The sequence below is a fragment of the Geodermatophilus sp. SYSU D00703 genome, assembly GCF_054050155.1.
The window spans coordinates 77846-95615 of record NZ_JBJGYU010000019.1; the positions used below are offsets into that span (position 1 = coordinate 77846).

The window sequence follows — 17770 nt, forward strand, 5'->3', positions numbered from 1 at the left end:
GGCCGGTCAAGCCGCCGGCGCACCGGACCGATGGGAGGGCATGTCGGTTCACCGCACGAGCGCCCTGCCGGACTGCCGGCCGCTGCTCGCCGACCCCGACGACCTGACCATGGCGTTCCAGCCGATCGTCGACCTCGCCGCCGCGCGCGTCGCCGGCTACGAGGCCCTCTCCCGCTTCCCGGGCACCGCCGGGCCCGACGTCTGGTTCGCCGCCGCCGCCGAGTGCGGTGTGGCCGCCGAGCTCGAGGCGCTGGCCATCAGCAAGGCGCTCGACGCCGTCCCGCTGCTGCCCGACGACACGTTCCTGACCGTCAACGTCAGTCCCCACCTGCTCGGCACGGCCCCGGTCCAGGACGCGCTCGCCGGCCGCCGCGACCTGCAGCGGGTGGTCGTCGAGCTCACCGAGCACACGCCGGTCCACGACCTGGCCGCGCTGCGCCGCCAGGCCGAGGAGCTCCGGGCCCGCGGTGCCCTGATCGCCCTGGACGACGCCGGCTCGGGCTACTCGGGGCTGCAGCAGATGGCGGTCGTCCGGCCGCAGCTGGTGAAGCTCGACCGGGCCCTGGTCACCGACGTCGACACCGACCCGGTCCGGGCCGCGCTGACCGAGATGGTCGGGGAGTTCGCCGGCCGGATCGACGCGTGGCTGCTCGCCGAGGGCATCGAGACCCCCGGCGAGCTCGCCGCGCTGGCCCGGCTCGGCGTCCCGCTGGCCCAGGGCTGGCTGCTCGGCCGCCCCGCACCGGCGTTCGCCCCGCTGGCGCCCGAGGTGGTCCGGCTGGTCCGCGCCCAGGTGGCCCGCGCCCGGCTGACCGAGAGCGTGACCAGCCTGCTGCGGCCGGTCCGCCAGTGCGAGGTGGGGACGCCGCACCCCGGCGTCCCGCCCGCTGTGCTCGTCGGCGAGCTGGGCGAGCCGGTCGGCCTGCTGCTGGCCGACCCGCGGACCGCGGAGGTCCACACCGCCCCGGTGTCGCTGCGCGTGCACCCCACGGCCGACGTCACCCAGACCCTGCAGCGGGCGCTCACCCGGCCGCCGACGCAGCGCTTCGACCCGGTCCTGTGCACCGACCCGAGCGGCCAGGTCCTCGGCCTGCTGCGGATGGAGGACCTCGCCTCGGCGGCCGCCGCCCGCTGTTGAAGGAGCCCCGGACCACCGGCCGCCCGCCCGGGCGACCCGGACCGCACGACGGCCAGGAGTCCACGATGAAGACCTTCGCCTGCGGCGACGTCATCCCCGGGTGCAGCGCGCGCTTCTCCTCCGGCGACGAGGGCGGCATCCTCGCGCAGGTCGCCGGCCACGCGGCCCGCGACCACGGCGTCTGAGCCCTGCAGCGGAGTGCCAGGGGTGCGTTCTCCGCGCCCCTGGCACCCCGCTCTGGACGACGCGTCGGTGAGCAGCGCCCCTCGTCGTCGGGGAGCCGCAGGTCCTGCGTCTGCAGCAGGTCGGCCAGCTGGTCCACCGACCGGCCGCCGGCGATCGGCGAGACGACGGTGAGCTGGCCGGCCGGCGCAGCGCCGTGGCACGAGCCCTCCGCCAGGTCGGCCGCCCGCCACTCGCGGCCTCGCGACGGGACCCTCCAGGAGGGCCGCGGAGGGCCGTCCCGACCGGAGGGACCGGTGGGACGTGAGGGACCCGTTCGACCCCCTCGGTGGCGGGTTGTCGGTGTGGCATGGCACCGTGCCCCCGGTCCGACCTCGGCGAATCCGCCGAGGCCGGCAGATCTGTCACCGACACGGAAGGAACCTCAGTGAACAAGGCCGAACTCGTCTCCGCCATCGCCAAGCGTGCCGACGTGCCCGCCTCGACCGTCGACTCCGTGCTCGCCGGCCTCCAGGACGAGCTCGTCGACGCCATCACCCGCGGCGAGAAGGTCGCCGTCTCCGGTCTGCTGACCGTCGAGCGCACCCAGCGCTCGGCGCGGACCGGTCGCAACCCGCAGACCGGCGAGTCCATCGACATCCCCGCCGCCAACACCGTCAAGGTGACCGCCGGCTCGAACCTGAAGAAGGCCGCCAGCAACGTCCCGGTCTGATCGGCAGCGTCCCAGCGACGTGCCGGTCTGATGGGGAGCGTCCCGGCGAGGTCCCGGTCCGACCGGCGACGTCCCGGTCCGACCGGGCCGGCGGCTGCCCCGTGTGGCCTGGCCCACGACGCCGTGGGCCAGGATGCGGGGGCAGCCGCCGCCCGACGGCGGGCGCGGCGCGGAACGGAGGACTCGTGACGACGGCGCTCCAGGTGGACACCGACCCCGCCGAGGTCGACTTCGACCCCGGCCGGCTGGCCCGCATCGACCGGCGGCTGGCCCGCTACGTGGACGAGGGGCGGCTCCCCGGCTTCCTCGTGACCGTGGCCCGGCACGGCCGGCTCGTGCACGTCGGCCGGTACGGCCAGCGGGACGTCGAGGCGGGGCTGCCGGTCGAGACCGACACCCGCTGGCGCATCTACTCGATGACCAAGCCGATCACCTCGGTCGCGGCGATGATCCTCTACGAGGAGGGCGCCTTCGAGCTCTCCGACCCGATCGCGAGGTGGCTCCCCGAGTTCGCCGAGACCCGCGTGTACGTGGCCGGGTCGGCGCAGAAGCCGGTGACCGCGCCGCAGACCGAGCCGATCCGGGTGTGGCACCTGCTCACCCACACCTCCGGGCTCACCTACGGCTTCCACCACGCCCACCCGGTCGACGCGATGTACCGGGCCGCCGGCCACGAGTGGGGCACCCCGGCCGGCGCGGACTCCGCGGCGGTCTGCCGGCAGTGGGCGGCGATCCCGCTGGTCTTCCAGCCCGGCTCGGAGTGGAACTACGGCGTGTCGACCGACGTCCTCGGCCGACTGGTCGAGGTGCTCTCCGGCCAGCCGCTCGACGAGTTCTTCGAGCAGCGCATCTTCACCCCGCTCGGCATGCAGGACACCTCCTTCGGGCTGCGCGAGGGCGACGACCCCGAGTCGCTGGCCCGCCTCTACACCGCCGTCCCGGGGCAGCCCGGCGGCGCGCCCACCGGCTACGCGCCGCTCGACACGATGGGCGCGGCGGCGCTGCGCAGGCCGGTGTTCCTCTCCGGCGGCGGGGGGCTGGTCTCCACCGCCGCGGACTACCTGCGCTTCATCGAGCTGCTGCGCCGCGGCGGCGCCCACGACGGCGGGCGGCTGCTGGGCCCCCGCACGATCGCGCACATGACCCGCAACCACCTGCCGGGCAACACCGACCTGGAGACCTTCGGCCGGCCGCTGTTCGCCGAGACGCCGCTGCGCGGGGTGGGCTTCGGCCTAGGCTTCTCGATGGTCGTCGACCCGGTCCGCTACGGGGTGGTGGCCAGCGCCGGCGACTACAGCTGGGGCGGGGCGGCCTCCACCGCGTTCTACGTCGACCCGGTGGAGGACGTCACGGTCGGCTTCTACACGCAGCTGCTGCCCTCGAGCACGCTGCCGATCCGGAACCACCTGCGCGCGCTGGTCAACCAGGCCCTCGTCGACTGAAGGCCCGCAGGCACAGGAAGCAGTACACACGTTCGGGGATCCAGGACGTGGGTGTTGCTCCCTGTGCCTCGACACGGGCGCCTGGGCCCGGCCCGCGTCTGGTTGGGTGACCGCGTGCTGCGCCTCGGAGCCCTCGACGTGCCGGCCGGCCGGTTCGTCGTCATGGCGATCGTCAACCGCACCCCGGACTCCTTCTACGACCGCGGCGCGACCTACGAGCTGGCCGCCGCCGTCGAGCGGGTGGACCGGGTGGTGGCCGAGGGCGCGGACATGGTGGACGTCGGCGGGGTGAAGGCCGCCCCGGGCGACGAGGTCGACGCGGCGGAGGAGATCCGCCGCACCGTCGACCTCGTCGCCGCCATCCGCGCGGCGCACCCGTCGCTGCCCATCTCGATCGACACCTGGCGGGCCGAGGTGGCGCGGGAGGCGCTGGCCGCGGGCGCCGACGTCGTCAACGACGCGTGGGGCGGGGTCGACCCGGAGCTGGCCGGCGTCGCCGCGGCGGCCGGCGCCGGCATCGTCTGCACCCACGCCGGCGGGCTGCCGCCGCGCACCCGGCCGCACCGGATCACCTACGACGACGTCGTCGGCGACGTGGTCAGCCGGACGACGGCGCTGGCCGAGGCGGCGGTCGCCGCGGGCGTGGCCCGCGACCGGGTGCTGGTCGACCCCGGCCACGACTTCGGCAAGAACACCCGGCACTCGCTCGAGGCCACCCGGCGGCTCGACGAGCTGGTGGCCACCGGCTGGCCGGTGCTCGTGGCGCTGTCCAACAAGGACTTCGTCGGCGAGACCCTCGACGTCCCGCTCGAGCAGCGGCTGACCGGGACGCTCGCGGCGACCGCGGTGAGCGCCTGGCTGGGCGCGACGGTGTTCCGGGCGCACGACGTGGCCGCCACCCGGCAGGCGCTGGACATGGTCGCCTCCATCCGGGGCGACCGCCCGCCCGCGCGGACCACCCGCGGACTGGCCTGAAGGCCCTGGTTCCCACGCCCCGTCCGGCCTAGCCTGCGCGCCACGTCCGCACAGGAGGTGGCGCAGATGAGCGGCAGGGTCGTGCACTTCGAGATCCCCTTCGACGACGGGGACCGGGCGCGCAGCTTCTACAAGGAGGCCTTCGGCTGGCAGGTGCAGGAGATGCCGGAGATGTCGTACACGCTGGTGACCACCGGTCCCAGCGGCGCCCAGGGACCGGCCGAGGCCGGGTTCGTCAACGGCGGGATGCTCTCCCGCAGCGACAGCGCCGCCCCCGGGCCGGTCGTCGTGGTCGACGTGGAGAGCATCGACGTCGCGCTGGAGCGGATCGGTGAGCTCGGCGGCACCACGGTGAGCCCCAAGACGCCCGTCGGCGCGATGGGGTTCGCCGCCTACGTGCGGGACCCGGAGGGCAACGTGATCGGCCTGTGGGAGACCGCCGGGGACAGCTGACCGCGGGTGGCGGGCGGGCGGCCTCGATAGGTTCCCGCCCATGGCCGCCACCGGGTTCCACACCGCCGACGAGCTCAACGCCCTGCTCCCGGGCACCCTCCCCGGCCTGCTGGGGCTGACGATCACCGCCCACGAGCCGGGACGGCTGGAGGCCGCGCTCGACGTCCGGCCGGACCTGCTGGCGCCCAACGGCTACCTGCACGCGGCCACCGTGGTGGGGCTGGCCGACACGTCCTGCGGGCTGGCCACCCGCGCGCTGCTGCCCGAGGGCTCGACCGGCTTCACCACGATCGAGCTGAAGAGCAACTTCCTCGGCACCGTCCGCGAGGGCCGGATCGCCACGGTGGCCACCAACGCCCACGCCGGCCGGACGACGCAGGTGTGGGACGCCGTGGTGCGCGACGAGGGGTCGGGGAAGACCATCGCGCTGTTCCGCTGCACCCAGTCGGTGCTCTGGCCGCGTTGACCCGTTCCGGTACCGGCGAGTAGGCCCCCTGTGGCGGAGGCCACCCCGGATGTGAGACTGGCGCCACACCTGACCCGTGAAGGAGCTCCTCCGTGGCGCTGGCCAGCCTCTATCCCGACGTCGAGATCCCCGACCTCTCGGTCCCCGCCCACGTCCTGTCGGCCGGCCGCGCGCGGCCCGACGCCCCGGCGCTGGTCGACGGGCTCAAGGGCGACACCATCACCCACGGGCAGCTCGCCGCCTACGTCGACCGCGTCGCCGCGGCCCTGCACGCCCGCGGGCTGCGGAAGGGGGACGTCGTCGCCGTCTTCTGCCCGAACACGCCCTGGTACCCCGTGGTCTTCCACGGGATCGCCGCCGCCGGCTGCGTGATGAGCCCGATCAACTCCCTCTACACGCCGGACGAGATCGCCTTCCAGCTGCGCGACTCGGGCGCCAAGGTCGTCGTCACCGTCTCGCCGTTCCTCGAGCGGGTGCGGGCCGCGGTGGCGAAGGCCCCGGTCGACGAGATCGTCGTCATGGACGGCGCGGAGGGCCACGCCTCGCTGCTCGACCTGCTCAGCAGCGACGCGCCGTCGGTGCAGGTCGACATCGACCCCGCCACCGACCTGGTCACGCTCCCCTACTCCAGCGGCACGACCGGGCTGCCGAAGGGCGTCATGCTGACCCACCGCAACCTGGTGGCCAACGTGGCCCAGATGCGCCCGATCATGGACGTCCACGAGGGCGACGAGCGGATCATCGCCGTCCTGCCGTTCTTCCACATCTACGGCCTGACCGTGCTGATGAACCAGGGCCTGGCCATCGGCGGCACCGTCGTCACGCTGCCCCGCTTCGACCTCGAGGACTTCCTGCGCACCCTCCAGGACCAGAAGATCACCCGGGCCTTCGTGGCGCCGCCGATCGTGCTGGCGCTGGCCAAGCACCCGTTGGTCGACCACTACGACCTGTCCTCGCTGCGCACCATCACCTCCGGCGCCGCCCCGCTCGACGAGCAGCTGGCGTTGGCCGCCCAGAGCCGGCTGCGCAAGGGCGCCGACACCGGCGTGACCGTCGCCCAGGGCTACGGGATGACCGAGCTGTCGCCGGTGTCGCACAGCACGCCCGACGCCGGGATGGAGCCGCCGGGCGCGACCGAGGTGCCGAAGGGGTCGGTCGGGTACGCGCTGCCGAACACCGAGTGCCGACTGGTCGACCCGGCCACCGGCGAGGACGCGCCGACCGGCGAGCGCGGCGAGCTGTGGGTCCGCGGCCCGCAGGTGATGAAGGGCTACCTCAACAACCCGCAGGCCACCGCCGACACCATCGACCCCGACGGCTGGCTGCACACCGGCGACGTCGCGATCGTCGACGAGTCCGGCCACTACACCGTGGTCGACCGGGTGAAGGAGCTGATCAAGTACAAGGGCTACCAGGTCGCCCCCGCCGAGCTCGAGGCGGTGCTGCTCACCCATCCGGAGATCGCCGATGCCGCGGTCATCGGCGTCCCGGAGGAGGGGACCGGCGAGGAGCTGCCCAAGGCGTTCGTCGTCCGGACGCCGGGCTCGTCGCTGACGCCGGAGGCGGTCGTGGAGTTCATGGCCGGCCGGGTGGCGCCGCACAAGAAGATCCGCTTCGTGCAGTTCATCGAGGCGGTGCCCAAGTCCGCCGCGGGCAAGATCCTCCGCAAGGAGCTCAAGGCAGCGCGGTGAGCCCGCCGCGGGGGGCGCCGGCAGCGACCGGCGTCCCCCGCCGACGGGCGGTGGCCGTGCTCGGGGGGACACCGACCACCCGCTTGTAGGCGCGGGAGAAGGCGGCCTCGGACTCGTAGCCGAGGCGGCGGGCGAGCTCGCCGGCCCCCGCCCCGCCCTCCAGCGCGACGGTGGCCAGGTGCATCCGCCACCGGGTCACGTAGTGCATCGCCGGCTCCCCGGCGAGCTCGGTGAACCGCGCCGCGAACGCCGAGCGGGACATCCGCGCCTCCCGGGCCAGGCGCTCGAGCGTCCACGGGTCCCCCGGCGACCGGTGCACGAGGGCCAGGGCCCGGCCGACCTGCGGGTCACGGAGGGCCCGCAGCCAGCCCGGGCCGGTCCCGCCGTCGTCGATCCACGCCCGGATCGCCTGGATGACCACGACGTCGGCCAGCCGGGTGACGACCGCCTCGGCGCCCGGCCGCTCGTGGCGGACCTCGTCGGCCAGCAGCCCGAGCAGGACCGGCAGCCAGCCCGGCCGCCCGGCCCCCTCCCCACCGAGGTGCAGGACCGGGGGCAGCAGCTCGACCAGGTGCGCCGCGCCGGGTCGGTCGGCCTCCACCACACCGCACACCAGCCCGGCGCGCGCCCCACCGCCACCGAGCCGCATCACCGAGTAGTGCTCCCCGAGCAGCTCCTGGGGCAGCAGGTCCGCCCGGCCGGCGACGCGGGCCGACGGGCCGCTGCGCAGCACGTGCCCGCGACCGTGCGGCACCAGGGCCAGGTCGCCGCTGCGCAGGAGCACCTGCCTGCCGTCGACCTCCAGCAGGCAGCTGCCCTCGGTGACGACGTGGAAGCTCATGCAGCCGTCGAAGGCCGGCATCTCCAGCCCCCACGGCTCGGTGAGCTCGACCCGGCAGTAGAAGGTCCCGCGGATCCGCAGGTCGAACAGCACCGGGCCCAGCGGGTCGACCGGCGTCCACGGGCGCGCGGTGCCGCCGTCGCGCGCACCGGCACCGGTCATGGCGCCACTCTCACCGTCTCCCCGCCCGTCGTCCAGGGCCCCTGGACGAACGGTCGGGGACCCCGGACGGGCGGTCATGGGCTCGCGGTCGCTGCGTCCAGACGATGGGGACGCCGGTCAGCGAGGACCGGCCTTCCCGAGAGGAGCAGGCCATGCGGGTGCTGGTCGTGGGGGCCACGGGCGGATCGGGCCGGGCGGCGGTCGACGCCCTCGCCGCCCGGGGACACCAGGTGAGCGCGTTCGCCCGGCGGGCGAGCGCGGTGTACGGGGACCGGGCGGGGGTCCGGGCCGTCGACGGCGACGCCACGGTCGCCGCGGACGTCGAGCGCGCGGTGCGGGGGCAGGACGCCGTGGTGGTCGCGCTGGGCATTCCGGAGTCCCCGCTCCGCGTGCGGCTGCGGGGCAGCCGGGGGACGCCGCTGGACGTCCGCTCCCGCGGGACGCGGACCGTCGTGGCGGCGATGCGCTCGGCCGGCGTGCGCCGCCTGGTGGTGCAGTCGTCCTACGGCGTCGGGGAGACCCGGACGCGGCTGCCGCTCTCCAGCCGGGTGGTGCTCGCCCTGCTGCTGCGTCCGCAGATCGCCGACCACGAGCGGCAGGAGCGGGTGGTCCGCGACAGCGGTCTGGACTGGACGCTCGTCCAGCCCGTCTACCTCACCGACGGCGACGAGCAGGCGGTCGTCTCGCCCGGCGGGGACGTCGAGGGGTGGCGGGTGTCGCGCGCCGCGGTGGGCGCCGTCCTCGCCGACGCCGCGGAGGGCGCCCTCCCGCAGGGACGCAGCGTCGCCGTCTCCGGGACCGCGCGCAGCACGGCCTCCGCCCCGGCCGCGTAGGACCGCGCCGAACGCGCCGGCGGGCCCACGGCCGGCGCGCCGGGGCGGCGTCAGCGGGCCCCGATGGGCGGGGTGGCGCGGACGGCGTCGCGGCGGGCGAGCCAGCGGTCCTCGCCCAGCCGCAGCGCCAGTCGCACCCGGCGCGGCGCGCGGCGCACCAACCGGACCCGCTCGTGCGGCGCGCAGGCGTCGAGGAACCAGGGGACGCCGAGCAGCGCCGACCCGGCGGCGTCCGTGAAGCGGCGCGCGCACCGCAGCAGGTCCTCGGGCGCGTGGTCGTGGGCCCCGGCCGGGTCGCCCTCGAGCAGGTCGGCGACCGTCGTCCACGCGCGGACGAGGCCGGGTGCGCCGGCGCTGACCTCGGCGGCGAACAGCGGTGCCCCAGCGGCCACGGTCGCGCAGGCGGCCAGCAGCGGCAGGTCCTCGTCGCGACCGGCGACCGCGCGCACCGTTGCCAGCACACCGGCGGACGATGCGACCACCTCGCGCTGCCGGCGCGGGCAGCAGGGTGCGTCGAAGGCGATGCCGGTGAGCGCGACGGCCAGGTCGCGGGCGCCGGAGCGGAGGGCCCGCCGCTCCACCGGGCAGCCCCCGGGCAGCGCCGGGGCGGACACCGGGGCGGGGAGTGTCGTCGTCATGGCGCGACCCTGACCGGCGGCGCTTCGGCCCGGCTTGGGCCGCACTTGAGCAGTCCACGTGCACGCCGCCTGCACGCCCCGCCGCGGGGGACGGCGCCGGCGGGCACGCCCTATCGTGCGGGCATGCGCGCGGTGACTCTCAGCGGACCGGGTGGGCCCGAGGTGCTGGAGTGGGGCGAGGCCCCCGACCCCGAGCTCCGCCCCGGCGAGGTGCTCGTCGACGTCGTCGCCACCGCGGTGAACCGGGCCGACCTGCTGCAACGCGCGGGCAACTACCCGCCGCCGCCCGGGGCGAGCGAGATCCTCGGCCTGGAGTGCAGCGGGGTCGTCAGCGAGGTCGGCGAGGGCGTCACCGGCTGGTCGGTCGGCGACGAGGTGTGCGCGCTGCTCTCCGGTGGCGGCTACGCCGGGCGGGTCGCCGTCCCGGCCGGGCAGCTGTTGCCCCGGCCGGCCGGCGTGGAGCTGGCCACCGCCGCGGCGCTGCCCGAGGTGGTCTGCACCGTCTGGTCGAACCTGTTCCTGCTCGCCGGGCTGACGCGGGGCGACGACGTCCTCGTGCACGGCGGGTCCAGCGGCATCGGGACCATGGCCATCCAGCTGGCCGCCCGCGCCGGGGCCCGGGTGTTCACCACCGCCGGCACCGCGGCCAAGCTCGACGTCTGCCGGGAGCTCGGCGCCGACGTGCTGATCAACTACCGCGACGAGGACTTCGTCGCGTGCGTGCGCGAGGAGACCGACGGCGACGGCGTCGACATCGTGCTCGACAACATGGGGGCGAAGTACCTGGCCCGCAACGTGGACGCGCTGGCCACCGGCGGGCGGCTCGTCTGCATCGGCATGCAGGGCGGGACGAAGGCGGAGCTCGACCTGGGCAAGCTGATGCGCAAGCGCGCCGCGATCCACGCCGCGACGCTGCGGGCCCGCCCGGCGACCGGCCCCGGCGGCAAGGCCGAGATCGTCGCCGCCGTCCGGCACGACGTGTGGCCCGACGTCGAGCGCGGCGTGATCCGCCCCATCGTCGACCGCCGGCTGCCGATGTCGCGCGCGGCCGAGGCGCACCGGGTGGTCGACGCCGGCGAGCACGTCGGCAAGGTGCTGCTGATCGCCGAGGACTGAGGCCGCGGGCGGTCAGCGCGGGCGCAGCTCCGCGACCGAGTCGACGAGGTACCCGACCTCCTCGGCGGTGTTGTAGTGCATGAGGCCCAGCTGCACCGCCCCGCCCTCCTCGTTGGCGCCGAGGGCGTCGAAGAGCTCGCGCGCGTAGAAGTCGCCGTCCCAGGCGCAGATGCCGCGGCGGGCGAGCTCGTGGGCGACCTGCCGCGCCCGCATGCCGGACACGGTGAACGCCAGGGTCGGCGTGCTGCGCGTGGCCCCGCCGAGCACGTGCACGTGCCGCATGGCACGCAGCGCCTGGTCCAGCCACTCGAACAGCCCGCCCTCGTAGGCGGCGACCGCCGACATCGAGGTGCGCAGCCGGTCCCGGCGGCTGCCGAAGGTGAACTCGCTGAGCGAGGCGAGGTGCTCGACGGCCGCGGTCACCCCGGCCAGCAGCTCGAAGGGGTGCCCGCCGCTCTCGAAGCGGTCGGGGACCCGCTCGGGCACCGGCGCCAGCTTGTCCGGCTGCAGCTCCCCGAGCAGCGCGGGGTCGGCGACCACCGCGCCCACCCGGGGCCCGCACCACTTGTCCGCGGCCACGGCCAGGAAGTCCGCCCCGAGCTCGCCCATGTCGAGCAGGTGATGCGCGGCGGCGTGCACCCCGTCGACGAAGACCAGCGCGCCGACCGCGTGCGCCCGCCGGGCGATGGCGGCGACGTCCGGGCGCGTGCCGATGGCGTTGCTCGCCGCGGTGAGGGTGACCAGGCGGGTGCGCTCGGTGAGCAGCTCGTCGTACTGCCAGTCGGGCAGCTCGCCGGTCTCGATGTCCACCTCGGCCCAGCGGACCCCCACGCCGGCGGACTCGGCGAGCTGGAGCCAGGGCCGGATGTTGGCGTCGTGGTCCAGCCGGCTGACCACGATCTCGTCCCCCCGCCGCCACGTGCGGGCCAGCGCGCGGGCCATCGTGTAGGTCAGCGCGGTGGCGTTGGCGCCGAGGACCACCCCGGCGGAGACCCCGCCGACCAGGTCGGCGACGGCGGCGCGGGCGCTGGTCACCAGGCCCTCGGCGCGGGCGGAGGCGGGGAAGACCCCGCCCCGGGCGGACACCGGGGTGCGCATCGCCTGCGAGACGGCGAGCACGACGCTCTCCGGGAGCAGGGCGCCGGACGACCCCTCGGCGTGCACGAGCCCGTCGGAGAGGCCCGGGAACAGGCCGCGGACGCGCGCGACGTCCAGCCGTCCCTCCCCCGGTCTCATGGGTTTCGACCCTAGACGCTGCCCCGGCGGGACGAGCACGTGTGCACCGGCGCCCGGCAGGCACCGTCGCGCACGGGGGAGGATGGGGACATGACCGCACCGGGAAACGGCAGTGAGCGTCCTCAGCAGGTCGTCGTCGTCGGCCCCGACGGCCGGCCGGTCGGCACGATGTCCGTGCCGCAGGCGCCTGACGGGGACACCGGCGCCCCGGACGGCGCGGCCGGCGTCGCCGACATGGTCGAGCAGCCGGCGAAGGTCATGCGGATCGGCACGATGATCAAGCAGCTGCTCGAGGAGGTCCGCGCCGCGCCCCTCGACGAGGCGAGCCGCCAGCGGCTGCGAGACATCCACGCCTCCTCGATCCGCGAGCTCGAGCAGGGCCTGGCCCCGGAGCTGCGCGAGGAGCTGGAGCGGATCACCCTGCCGTTCAGCGAGGACCAGACGCCGTCGGACGCCGAGCTGCGGATCGCGCAGGCCCAGCTCGTCGGCTGGCTGGAGGGCGTCTTCCACGGCATCCAGACGGCGTTGTTCGCCCAGCAGATGGCCGCGCGGGCACAGCTGGAGGAGATGCGCCGCCGAGCGCTGCCCGGCGGGCCGTCGTCGGCGCCGCAGCAGCCCGACTTCCGCCCGGGCGGCGGCCAGTACCTGTGACGTGTGGCGCCTCACCCGTTCGGGTGACGGGGGGGGTCAGGCCACGGTCGGGATCGTGCTCGGCGTCGCGGCGTCGTCATGGCGATCGTGGACACGGTGATCGCCTACGACCTGCTCACCCGAGCCCGGACGCCGCGACGGCGCCGCCCTCCCGCGGAGGAGGACGGCGCCGTCGTGACGTCGCTCAGAAGCGGAAGCCGCCGACGAGCTCCCGGAGCCGCCCGGACACGGCGGCGAGCTCCTCGGCCGCCTGCTGCGAGGCGCCGACGTGCTCGGTGGTGGACCGGGCGACCGCCGCGACGCTCTCGATGCCGGTGGCGATCTGACCCGAGCCGGTGGCGGCCTCGGCGACGCTGCGGTTCATCTCCGTGGTGGTCGCGGTCTGCTCCTCGACCGCCGAGGCGATCGTCGACTGGTAGGCGTTGATCCGGTCGATCACCTCGGCCACCTCGGCGATGGCGGTGACGGCGCTGCCGGTGTCGGCCTGGATCGCCTCCACCCGCCGGGCGATGTCCTCGGTGGCCTTGGCGGTCTCCTGCGACAGCTCCTTGACCTCGTTGGCGACGACGGCGAACCCCTTGCCGGCGTCGCCCGCGCGGGCGGCCTCGATCGTGGCGTTGAGGGCCAGCAGGTTGGTCTGCTCGGCGATCGAGGAGATGACCTTCACGACGTCACCGATGGTGCGGCTGGACTCCCCGAGCCGGGACACCGTCTCGGTCGTCGTCCCGACGGCGGTGACCGCGCGCTCGGCGACCCCGGCCGCCTCGGTGGCGTTGTGCGCGATCTCCCGGATGGAGGCGCCCATCTGCTCCGAGCCGGCGGCCACCGTCTGCACGCTGGACGAGACCTCCCCGGCCGCCGCGGCGACGACGGCCGCCTGCGCCGAGGACTCCTCCACCCCCGTGGAGATCTGCCGCGACAGGTCGCCCACGCGGCTGCTGGCGGTGGTCAGAGCGGCGATGGCCTCGGAGAAGGTGCCCATGAGCCGGCCCAGCGACTCCAGGGCGGCGTTCGTCGAGGTGGCCATCCGGCCGATCTCGTCCTGGCTGCGGACCTCGAGCCGCGGGGTGAGGTCCCCCTCGGCGACGGCGGCGAAGGCACGCTCGGCCTCGGCCAGCGGACGGGTGATCCCGCGCGTGATCCGCCAGGCGATGACCACGGCGAGCACGGCCGCGGCGGCGCAGACGAGGACCATGGTGAGCAGGAAGCCCGAGGCGATGCCGCGCGCCTCGTCGCTCAGCTCGGCGTTCATCGCCTCCTCCATGTCGATGAGGACGTTGATCGCGCCGAGCCACTCGACGAACAGGGGCTTGGCCTGCTCGGTGAGCACCTGCAGTGCGGCGGCCTGCTGCCCGGTCCGCTCCAGCTGGACGACCTGCTCGATGAGCGGCAGGGTCTCCGCCTCGATCCGCTCGATCTCCGCGAGCGCGGCGACCTCGTCGGCGTTGACGTTGCCCTCGACGGCGAACAGGTCGTCCATGGGGCCGGCGGACGCCGTGTACTTGGCCGCCAGCTCCTCGATGAGGTCGACCTCCTGCTGCAGCTCGGCGGGCGTGGTGCTCAGGACGACGTCCCGCAGTGCGATCGCCCGGTCGTGGACGCTGCCGCGGAAGTTGATGGCGTACCGCTGTTTCACCGCGTTCAGGTCGTTGATGGTCGTCAGGGAGTCGTTGATGGACTCGACCCGCAGCACCCCGATGCCGGTCAGGCCGACCATGCTCAGGACGACGACGAGGAAGCCGAGGGTCAGTCGGCGGCTGATCGACAAGCTCTTTCCCATGGCGCTCTCCGGCAACCCGTGTCCAGGGGGAGCGGTCACTCCCTCGACAGCAGGTGTCGACGTCCGGCCGGGTGTGTTGAGCCGAACACCGGGATCACCACACGGGGTCAGGCAGTTCCTGACCTGCGGTCACAGGGACGCCAGGAACGCGGCCACCCCGTCGTCGTCGTTGGTGCCGGTGACGTCGGTGGCCGCGGCGAGCAGGTCGGGGTGCGCGTGGGCCATCGCCACGGCCCGGCCGCCGGCCTCGCGGACCCAGTCGAACGCGGCGATGTCGTTGGGCATGTCCCCGAAGACGACGACGTCCTCGGGCCCCACGCCGTGGCGGGCGGCGACCTTGGCCAGCCCGGTGGCCTTGGTGATCCCGAGCGCGGAGATCTCGGCCAGCGCGTCGCTGGAGGAGGTCGTGACCGTCGCACGGTCCCCCACCACGTCCTCGACCAGGGCGACGAACTCGTCGCGCGGCAGGGACTCGTGGCGGGCCAGCAGCTTCGCGACCGGTGCGGAGACCATCTCCTCCAGGGAGGCGACCGCCACGCCGGGGGCGTCGACGTCCCACCGCGGCTGGTAGACCGGCTCGTGGCGGAACTCCAGGCCGTACTCGACGGCGAACCAGGTGTCGGGCTGCTGCCGGCGCAGCTCGGCGGTGAGCTCCTGCAGCACGTCGGGTTCCAGCGCGTCCTCGTCGAGGATCTCGAAGCCGGCCAGGTCGAGCAGCACCGCGCCGTTGCAGCAGACCGCCGTGCCGTGCCGCAGCACCTCGCGGATGCGGGTCATCCAGCGCGGGGGCCGCCCGGTGGCCAGGACGACCGGCACGCCCTCGGCCCGCCAGCGCTCCAACTCGGCGACGGTGGCCTCGCTGACGGTGTCGTCCCAGCGCAGCAACGTGCCGTCCATGTCGCTGGCGATCAGCTTCGGCCGCCAGTCAGACGGTGCCGAACGGTCCGACTCTGCGCGCCGCTCCGCTCCTCGCTCGTTCCTCGCTGCGATGCTCACGGCGCTGTCGTCAGACACCGGGCTGCCTCCCGTCGAACAGCAGCGCCTCCAGGTAGCGCGCGACCCCGTCGACGTCGTGCCCGCTGGTGACCAGCGGCGTGGCGGCCCGGACGTCGGGGTGCGCGTTGGCCACCGCGACCGCCCGCCCGCCGGCGGCGCGCACCGCCTCGATCATCGGCAGGTCGTTGGGCATGTCGCCGAAGACCAGCACGTCACCGAACCCGACGCCGTAGCGGTCCAGCGCGATGGCCAGGCCGGTCGCCTTGGTCACCCCGGCCGGCAGCACCTCGATGAAGCCCAGCCCGGCGTGCGTGACCTCGGCCTCCTGCGCGTCGACCACGCCGCGGGCGCGGGCCAGCAGCTCGTCCTGACCGAGCGACGCCGACCGCAGGAAGACCTTGAGCACCGCGCCGGCGGGCAGCACCTGGTGCCGCGGCAGGAGGTGGGCCGGCTCGGGGTAGGGCCAGTCGAACCCGTGCTGCACCCGCAGCGGGGAGTGCACCTCGCCCTGCTCGGCGGCGTCCTCCACCGCGACGACCAGCTCGCCGGCGACGTCCTCGATCCGCTCGATGACGGCCATGGCCCGGTCGCGCGGCAGCCCGACGGTGCGCAGCACCTCGTCACGCTCCAGGTCGACGACGAACCCGCCCTGGGCGAGGACGCCGATGCCGCGGCCGTCGAGCGCGCCCCGCACGCTGTCGAGCAGGCGCGGTCCACGGCCGGTCACCCCGACGACCGGGATGCCGGCGTCCCAGCACGCGGTCAGCGCCGCCCGGGTGCGCGGGCTCACCTCGCCGTCGGAGGAGAGCAGCGTGCCGTCGAGGTCACTGGCCACCAGCTTGGGCCGCCAGGTGCCGACGTCCCCCAGGTCGACGACGGCGTCGGCGCCGGACAGGACGCCGACGGCGGGCAGCGCCTTCGGCACGCGCCGCGTCATGCGACCGGCACCGGCGCCGCCAGCGTCATGCCGGGGGTGAGGGACTCGGCGCCGCCCAGCCAGGGGCGCAGCGCGACCGGTACGTGCACCGAGCCGTCGGCGCGCTGGTGCACCTCGAGCAGGCAGGCGATGGTGCGGGCGATCGCGCACAGGGTGCCGTTGAGCGTGGCCGCCGTCTGGTTCTTCCCGTCGGCGTCGCGGTAGCGGGTGTTGAGCCGCCGGGCCTGGAAGGTCGTGCAGTCGGAGGTGCTGGTCAGCTCGCGGTAGGTGCCCTGGGTGGGGAACCACGCCTCGATGTCGTACTTGCGGGCGGCGCTGGTGCCCAGGTCGCCGGCGGCGATGTCGACCACCCGGTAGGGCAGCTCGAGCGCCTGGAGGAACTCCTCCTCCCAGGCCAGCAGCCGCAGGTGTTCGTCGGCGGCCTCCTCGGGCCGGCAGAAGCTGAACATCTCGACCTTGTCGAACCAGTGCACGCGGATGATCCCGCGGGTGTCCTTGCCGTAGGACCCCGCCTCGCGGCGGAAGCAGGACGACCAGCCCGCGTAGCGCAGCGGCCCGTTCGAGAGGTCGAGCACCTCGTTGCTGCGCATCCCGGCCAGCGCGACCTCGGAGGTGCCGACGAGGTACAGGTCGTCGCGCTCGACCCGGTAGACCTCCTCGTCGTGCTCCCCGAGGAAGCCGGTGCCCTCCATGGCGGCGGGCTTCACCAGCGCCGGGGCGACGACCGGGGTGAACCCGGCGGCGACGGCCCGGCTGATCGCCAGCTGGGCGAGGGCGAACTCGAGCATCGCGCCGGGGCCGGTGAGGAAGTAGAAGCGGGCGCCGGAGACCTTCGCGCCGCGCTCCATGTCGATCGCGCCGAGCGCCTCGCCGATCTCCAGGTGGTCGCGCACCGGGAAGTCGTAGGCGGGGACCTCGCCCACGGTGCGCAGGGTCACCGCGTCGTCCTCACCGCCGGGCGGGACGTCGTCGTGGACCACGTTGGGGATGCGCAGGTGCGCCTCGCGCAGGGCGGCGTCCGCGGCGCGCAGCCCCTCCTCCGCCTCCTTGACCTCCGCGGCCAGCGCCTTGGCCCGCTCCAGGACGGCGGGCCGCTCCTCGGGGGTGGCCTTCTTCACCGCCTGCGAGGCGGCCTTCTGCTCGGCGCGCAGGTCGTCGGCCCGCTTGACAGCCTCGCGGCGGGCGGCGTCGGCGGCGAGCAGGTCGTCGACGCGGGACTCGTCGGCTCCGCGGGCACGCTGACTGGCCTTGACGCGGTCGGGGTGCTCACGCACGAGTCGCAGGTCGATCACACACCGATCGTAGGTGCCCACGCGGCGGGACCTCGGGCCGCGATCGGGGACACCGCCCCTCCGAGCGAGATCACGCGATCTCGCTCGGTCCCGGCCCCGCTGCCGTGGGGGGGGGGGGGGGGGGGGGGGGGGGGGGGGGGGGGGGGGGGGGGGGGGGGGGGGGGGGGGGGGGGGGGGGGCGGGGCGGGGGGGCGCCCTGGGGATACCGGCCGTCGTTATTTTTCCGCA

General features: G+C 75.1%; 18 protein-coding genes. 11 read left to right on the plus strand and 7 right to left on the minus strand.

Annotation, left to right across the window (positions count from 1 at the left end):
- Window positions 1-40 precede the first annotated feature (40 nt).
- The 8 genes from ACI782_RS17495 to ACI782_RS17530 all read left to right on the plus strand — a co-directional run bounded on the left by ACI782_RS17495 (window position 41) and on the right by ACI782_RS17530 (window position 7060).
- A complete protein-coding gene (locus ACI782_RS17495; protein WP_456911342.1) occupies window positions 41-1138 on the plus strand; it encodes an EAL domain-containing protein in 1098 nt (365 codons plus the stop codon).
- A gap of 65 nt (window positions 1139-1203) precedes the next feature.
- Window positions 1204-1323: a DUF1059 domain-containing protein gene (locus ACI782_RS17500; RefSeq protein ID WP_456911343.1), complete on the plus strand. Its 120-nt coding sequence runs from the start codon at window positions 1204-1206 to the stop codon at window positions 1321-1323.
- 425 nt (window positions 1324-1748) lie between these two features.
- Window positions 1749-2033, plus strand: coding sequence for an HU family DNA-binding protein (locus ACI782_RS17505; RefSeq protein WP_089336247.1), 285 nt, complete (start codon window positions 1749-1751; stop codon window positions 2031-2033).
- A gap of 185 nt (window positions 2034-2218) precedes the next feature.
- A complete protein-coding gene (locus ACI782_RS17510; protein ID WP_456911344.1) occupies window positions 2219-3475 on the plus strand; it encodes a serine hydrolase domain-containing protein in 1257 nt (418 codons plus the stop codon).
- 114 nt (window positions 3476-3589) lie between these two features.
- A complete protein-coding gene (gene folP / locus ACI782_RS17515; RefSeq protein WP_456911345.1) occupies window positions 3590-4450 on the plus strand; it encodes a dihydropteroate synthase in 861 nt (286 codons plus the stop codon).
- Window positions 4451-4516: 66 nt separating this feature from the next.
- Window positions 4517-4903, plus strand: a complete 387-nt coding sequence (locus ACI782_RS17520) for a VOC family protein (protein WP_456911346.1) — start codon at window positions 4517-4519, stop codon at window positions 4901-4903.
- A 40-nt stretch (window positions 4904-4943) separates the two neighbouring features.
- Complete coding sequence (locus ACI782_RS17525; RefSeq protein WP_456911347.1) at window positions 4944-5369, plus strand: PaaI family thioesterase; 426 nt, start codon at window positions 4944-4946, stop codon at window positions 5367-5369.
- A 92-nt stretch (window positions 5370-5461) separates the two neighbouring features.
- Window positions 5462-7060, plus strand: coding sequence for a 4-coumarate--CoA ligase family protein (locus tag ACI782_RS17530; RefSeq protein WP_456911348.1), 1599 nt, complete (start codon window positions 5462-5464; stop codon window positions 7058-7060).
- Here ACI782_RS17530 and ACI782_RS17535 read toward each other — a convergent pair.
- Window positions 7044-8063 carry an AraC family transcriptional regulator gene (locus ACI782_RS17535; protein WP_456911349.1) on the minus strand — a complete coding sequence of 340 codons (1020 nt, stop codon included), beginning with the start codon at window positions 8061-8063 and terminating at the stop codon, window positions 7044-7046. The two genes, ACI782_RS17530 and ACI782_RS17535, sit on opposite strands and share 17 nt — an antisense overlap.
- A gap of 152 nt (window positions 8064-8215) precedes the next feature.
- Here ACI782_RS17535 and ACI782_RS17540 point away from each other — a divergent pair, with 152 nt between their 5' ends.
- Window positions 8216-8896: an NAD(P)-dependent oxidoreductase gene (locus ACI782_RS17540; RefSeq protein WP_456911350.1), complete on the plus strand. Its 681-nt coding sequence runs from the start codon at window positions 8216-8218 to the stop codon at window positions 8894-8896.
- A 50-nt stretch (window positions 8897-8946) separates the two neighbouring features.
- On the opposite strand, the gene ACI782_RS17545 is transcribed toward ACI782_RS17540, so the two are convergent.
- Window positions 8947-9534 (minus strand): hypothetical protein, encoded by a 588-nt coding sequence (locus tag ACI782_RS17545; protein WP_456911351.1) that lies wholly within the window; start codon window positions 9532-9534, stop codon window positions 8947-8949.
- A gap of 123 nt (window positions 9535-9657) precedes the next feature.
- On the opposite strand from ACI782_RS17545, the gene ACI782_RS17550 reads away from it, so the two are divergent.
- A complete protein-coding gene (locus ACI782_RS17550; protein WP_456911352.1) occupies window positions 9658-10650 on the plus strand; it encodes an NAD(P)H-quinone oxidoreductase in 993 nt (330 codons plus the stop codon).
- Between the two features lie 12 nt (window positions 10651-10662).
- On the opposite strand, the gene ACI782_RS17555 is transcribed toward ACI782_RS17550, so the two are convergent.
- Window positions 10663-11886, minus strand: coding sequence for a cysteine desulfurase-like protein (locus ACI782_RS17555; protein ID WP_456911353.1), 1224 nt, complete (start codon window positions 11884-11886; stop codon window positions 10663-10665).
- Between the two features lie 90 nt (window positions 11887-11976).
- Between ACI782_RS17555 and ACI782_RS17560 the strand changes: the two genes are divergently transcribed.
- A complete protein-coding gene (locus ACI782_RS17560; protein ID WP_456911354.1) occupies window positions 11977-12537 on the plus strand; it encodes a bacterial proteasome activator family protein in 561 nt (186 codons plus the stop codon).
- A gap of 184 nt (window positions 12538-12721) precedes the next feature.
- On the opposite strand, the gene ACI782_RS17565 is transcribed toward ACI782_RS17560, so the two are convergent.
- The 4 genes from ACI782_RS17565 to serS all read right to left on the minus strand — a co-directional run bounded on the left by ACI782_RS17565 (window position 12722) and on the right by serS (window position 17542).
- A complete protein-coding gene (locus ACI782_RS17565; RefSeq protein ID WP_456911355.1) occupies window positions 12722-14317 on the minus strand; it encodes a methyl-accepting chemotaxis protein in 1596 nt (531 codons plus the stop codon).
- Between the two features lie 129 nt (window positions 14318-14446).
- Complete coding sequence (locus ACI782_RS17570) at window positions 14447-15307, minus strand: HAD family hydrolase (protein ID WP_456911359.1); 861 nt, start codon at window positions 15305-15307, stop codon at window positions 14447-14449.
- A gap of 16 nt (window positions 15308-15323) precedes the next feature.
- Entirely contained in the window at window positions 15324-16250 is a 927-nt protein-coding gene (locus tag ACI782_RS17575; protein ID WP_456911356.1) for an HAD family hydrolase, read from the minus strand.
- Complete coding sequence (gene serS, locus ACI782_RS17580; protein ID WP_456911357.1) at window positions 16247-17542, minus strand: serine--tRNA ligase; 1296 nt, start codon at window positions 17540-17542, stop codon at window positions 16247-16249. The genes ACI782_RS17575 and serS overlap by 4 nt, the downstream gene beginning before the upstream one ends.
- Between the last annotated feature and the right edge of the window lie 228 nt (window positions 17543-17770).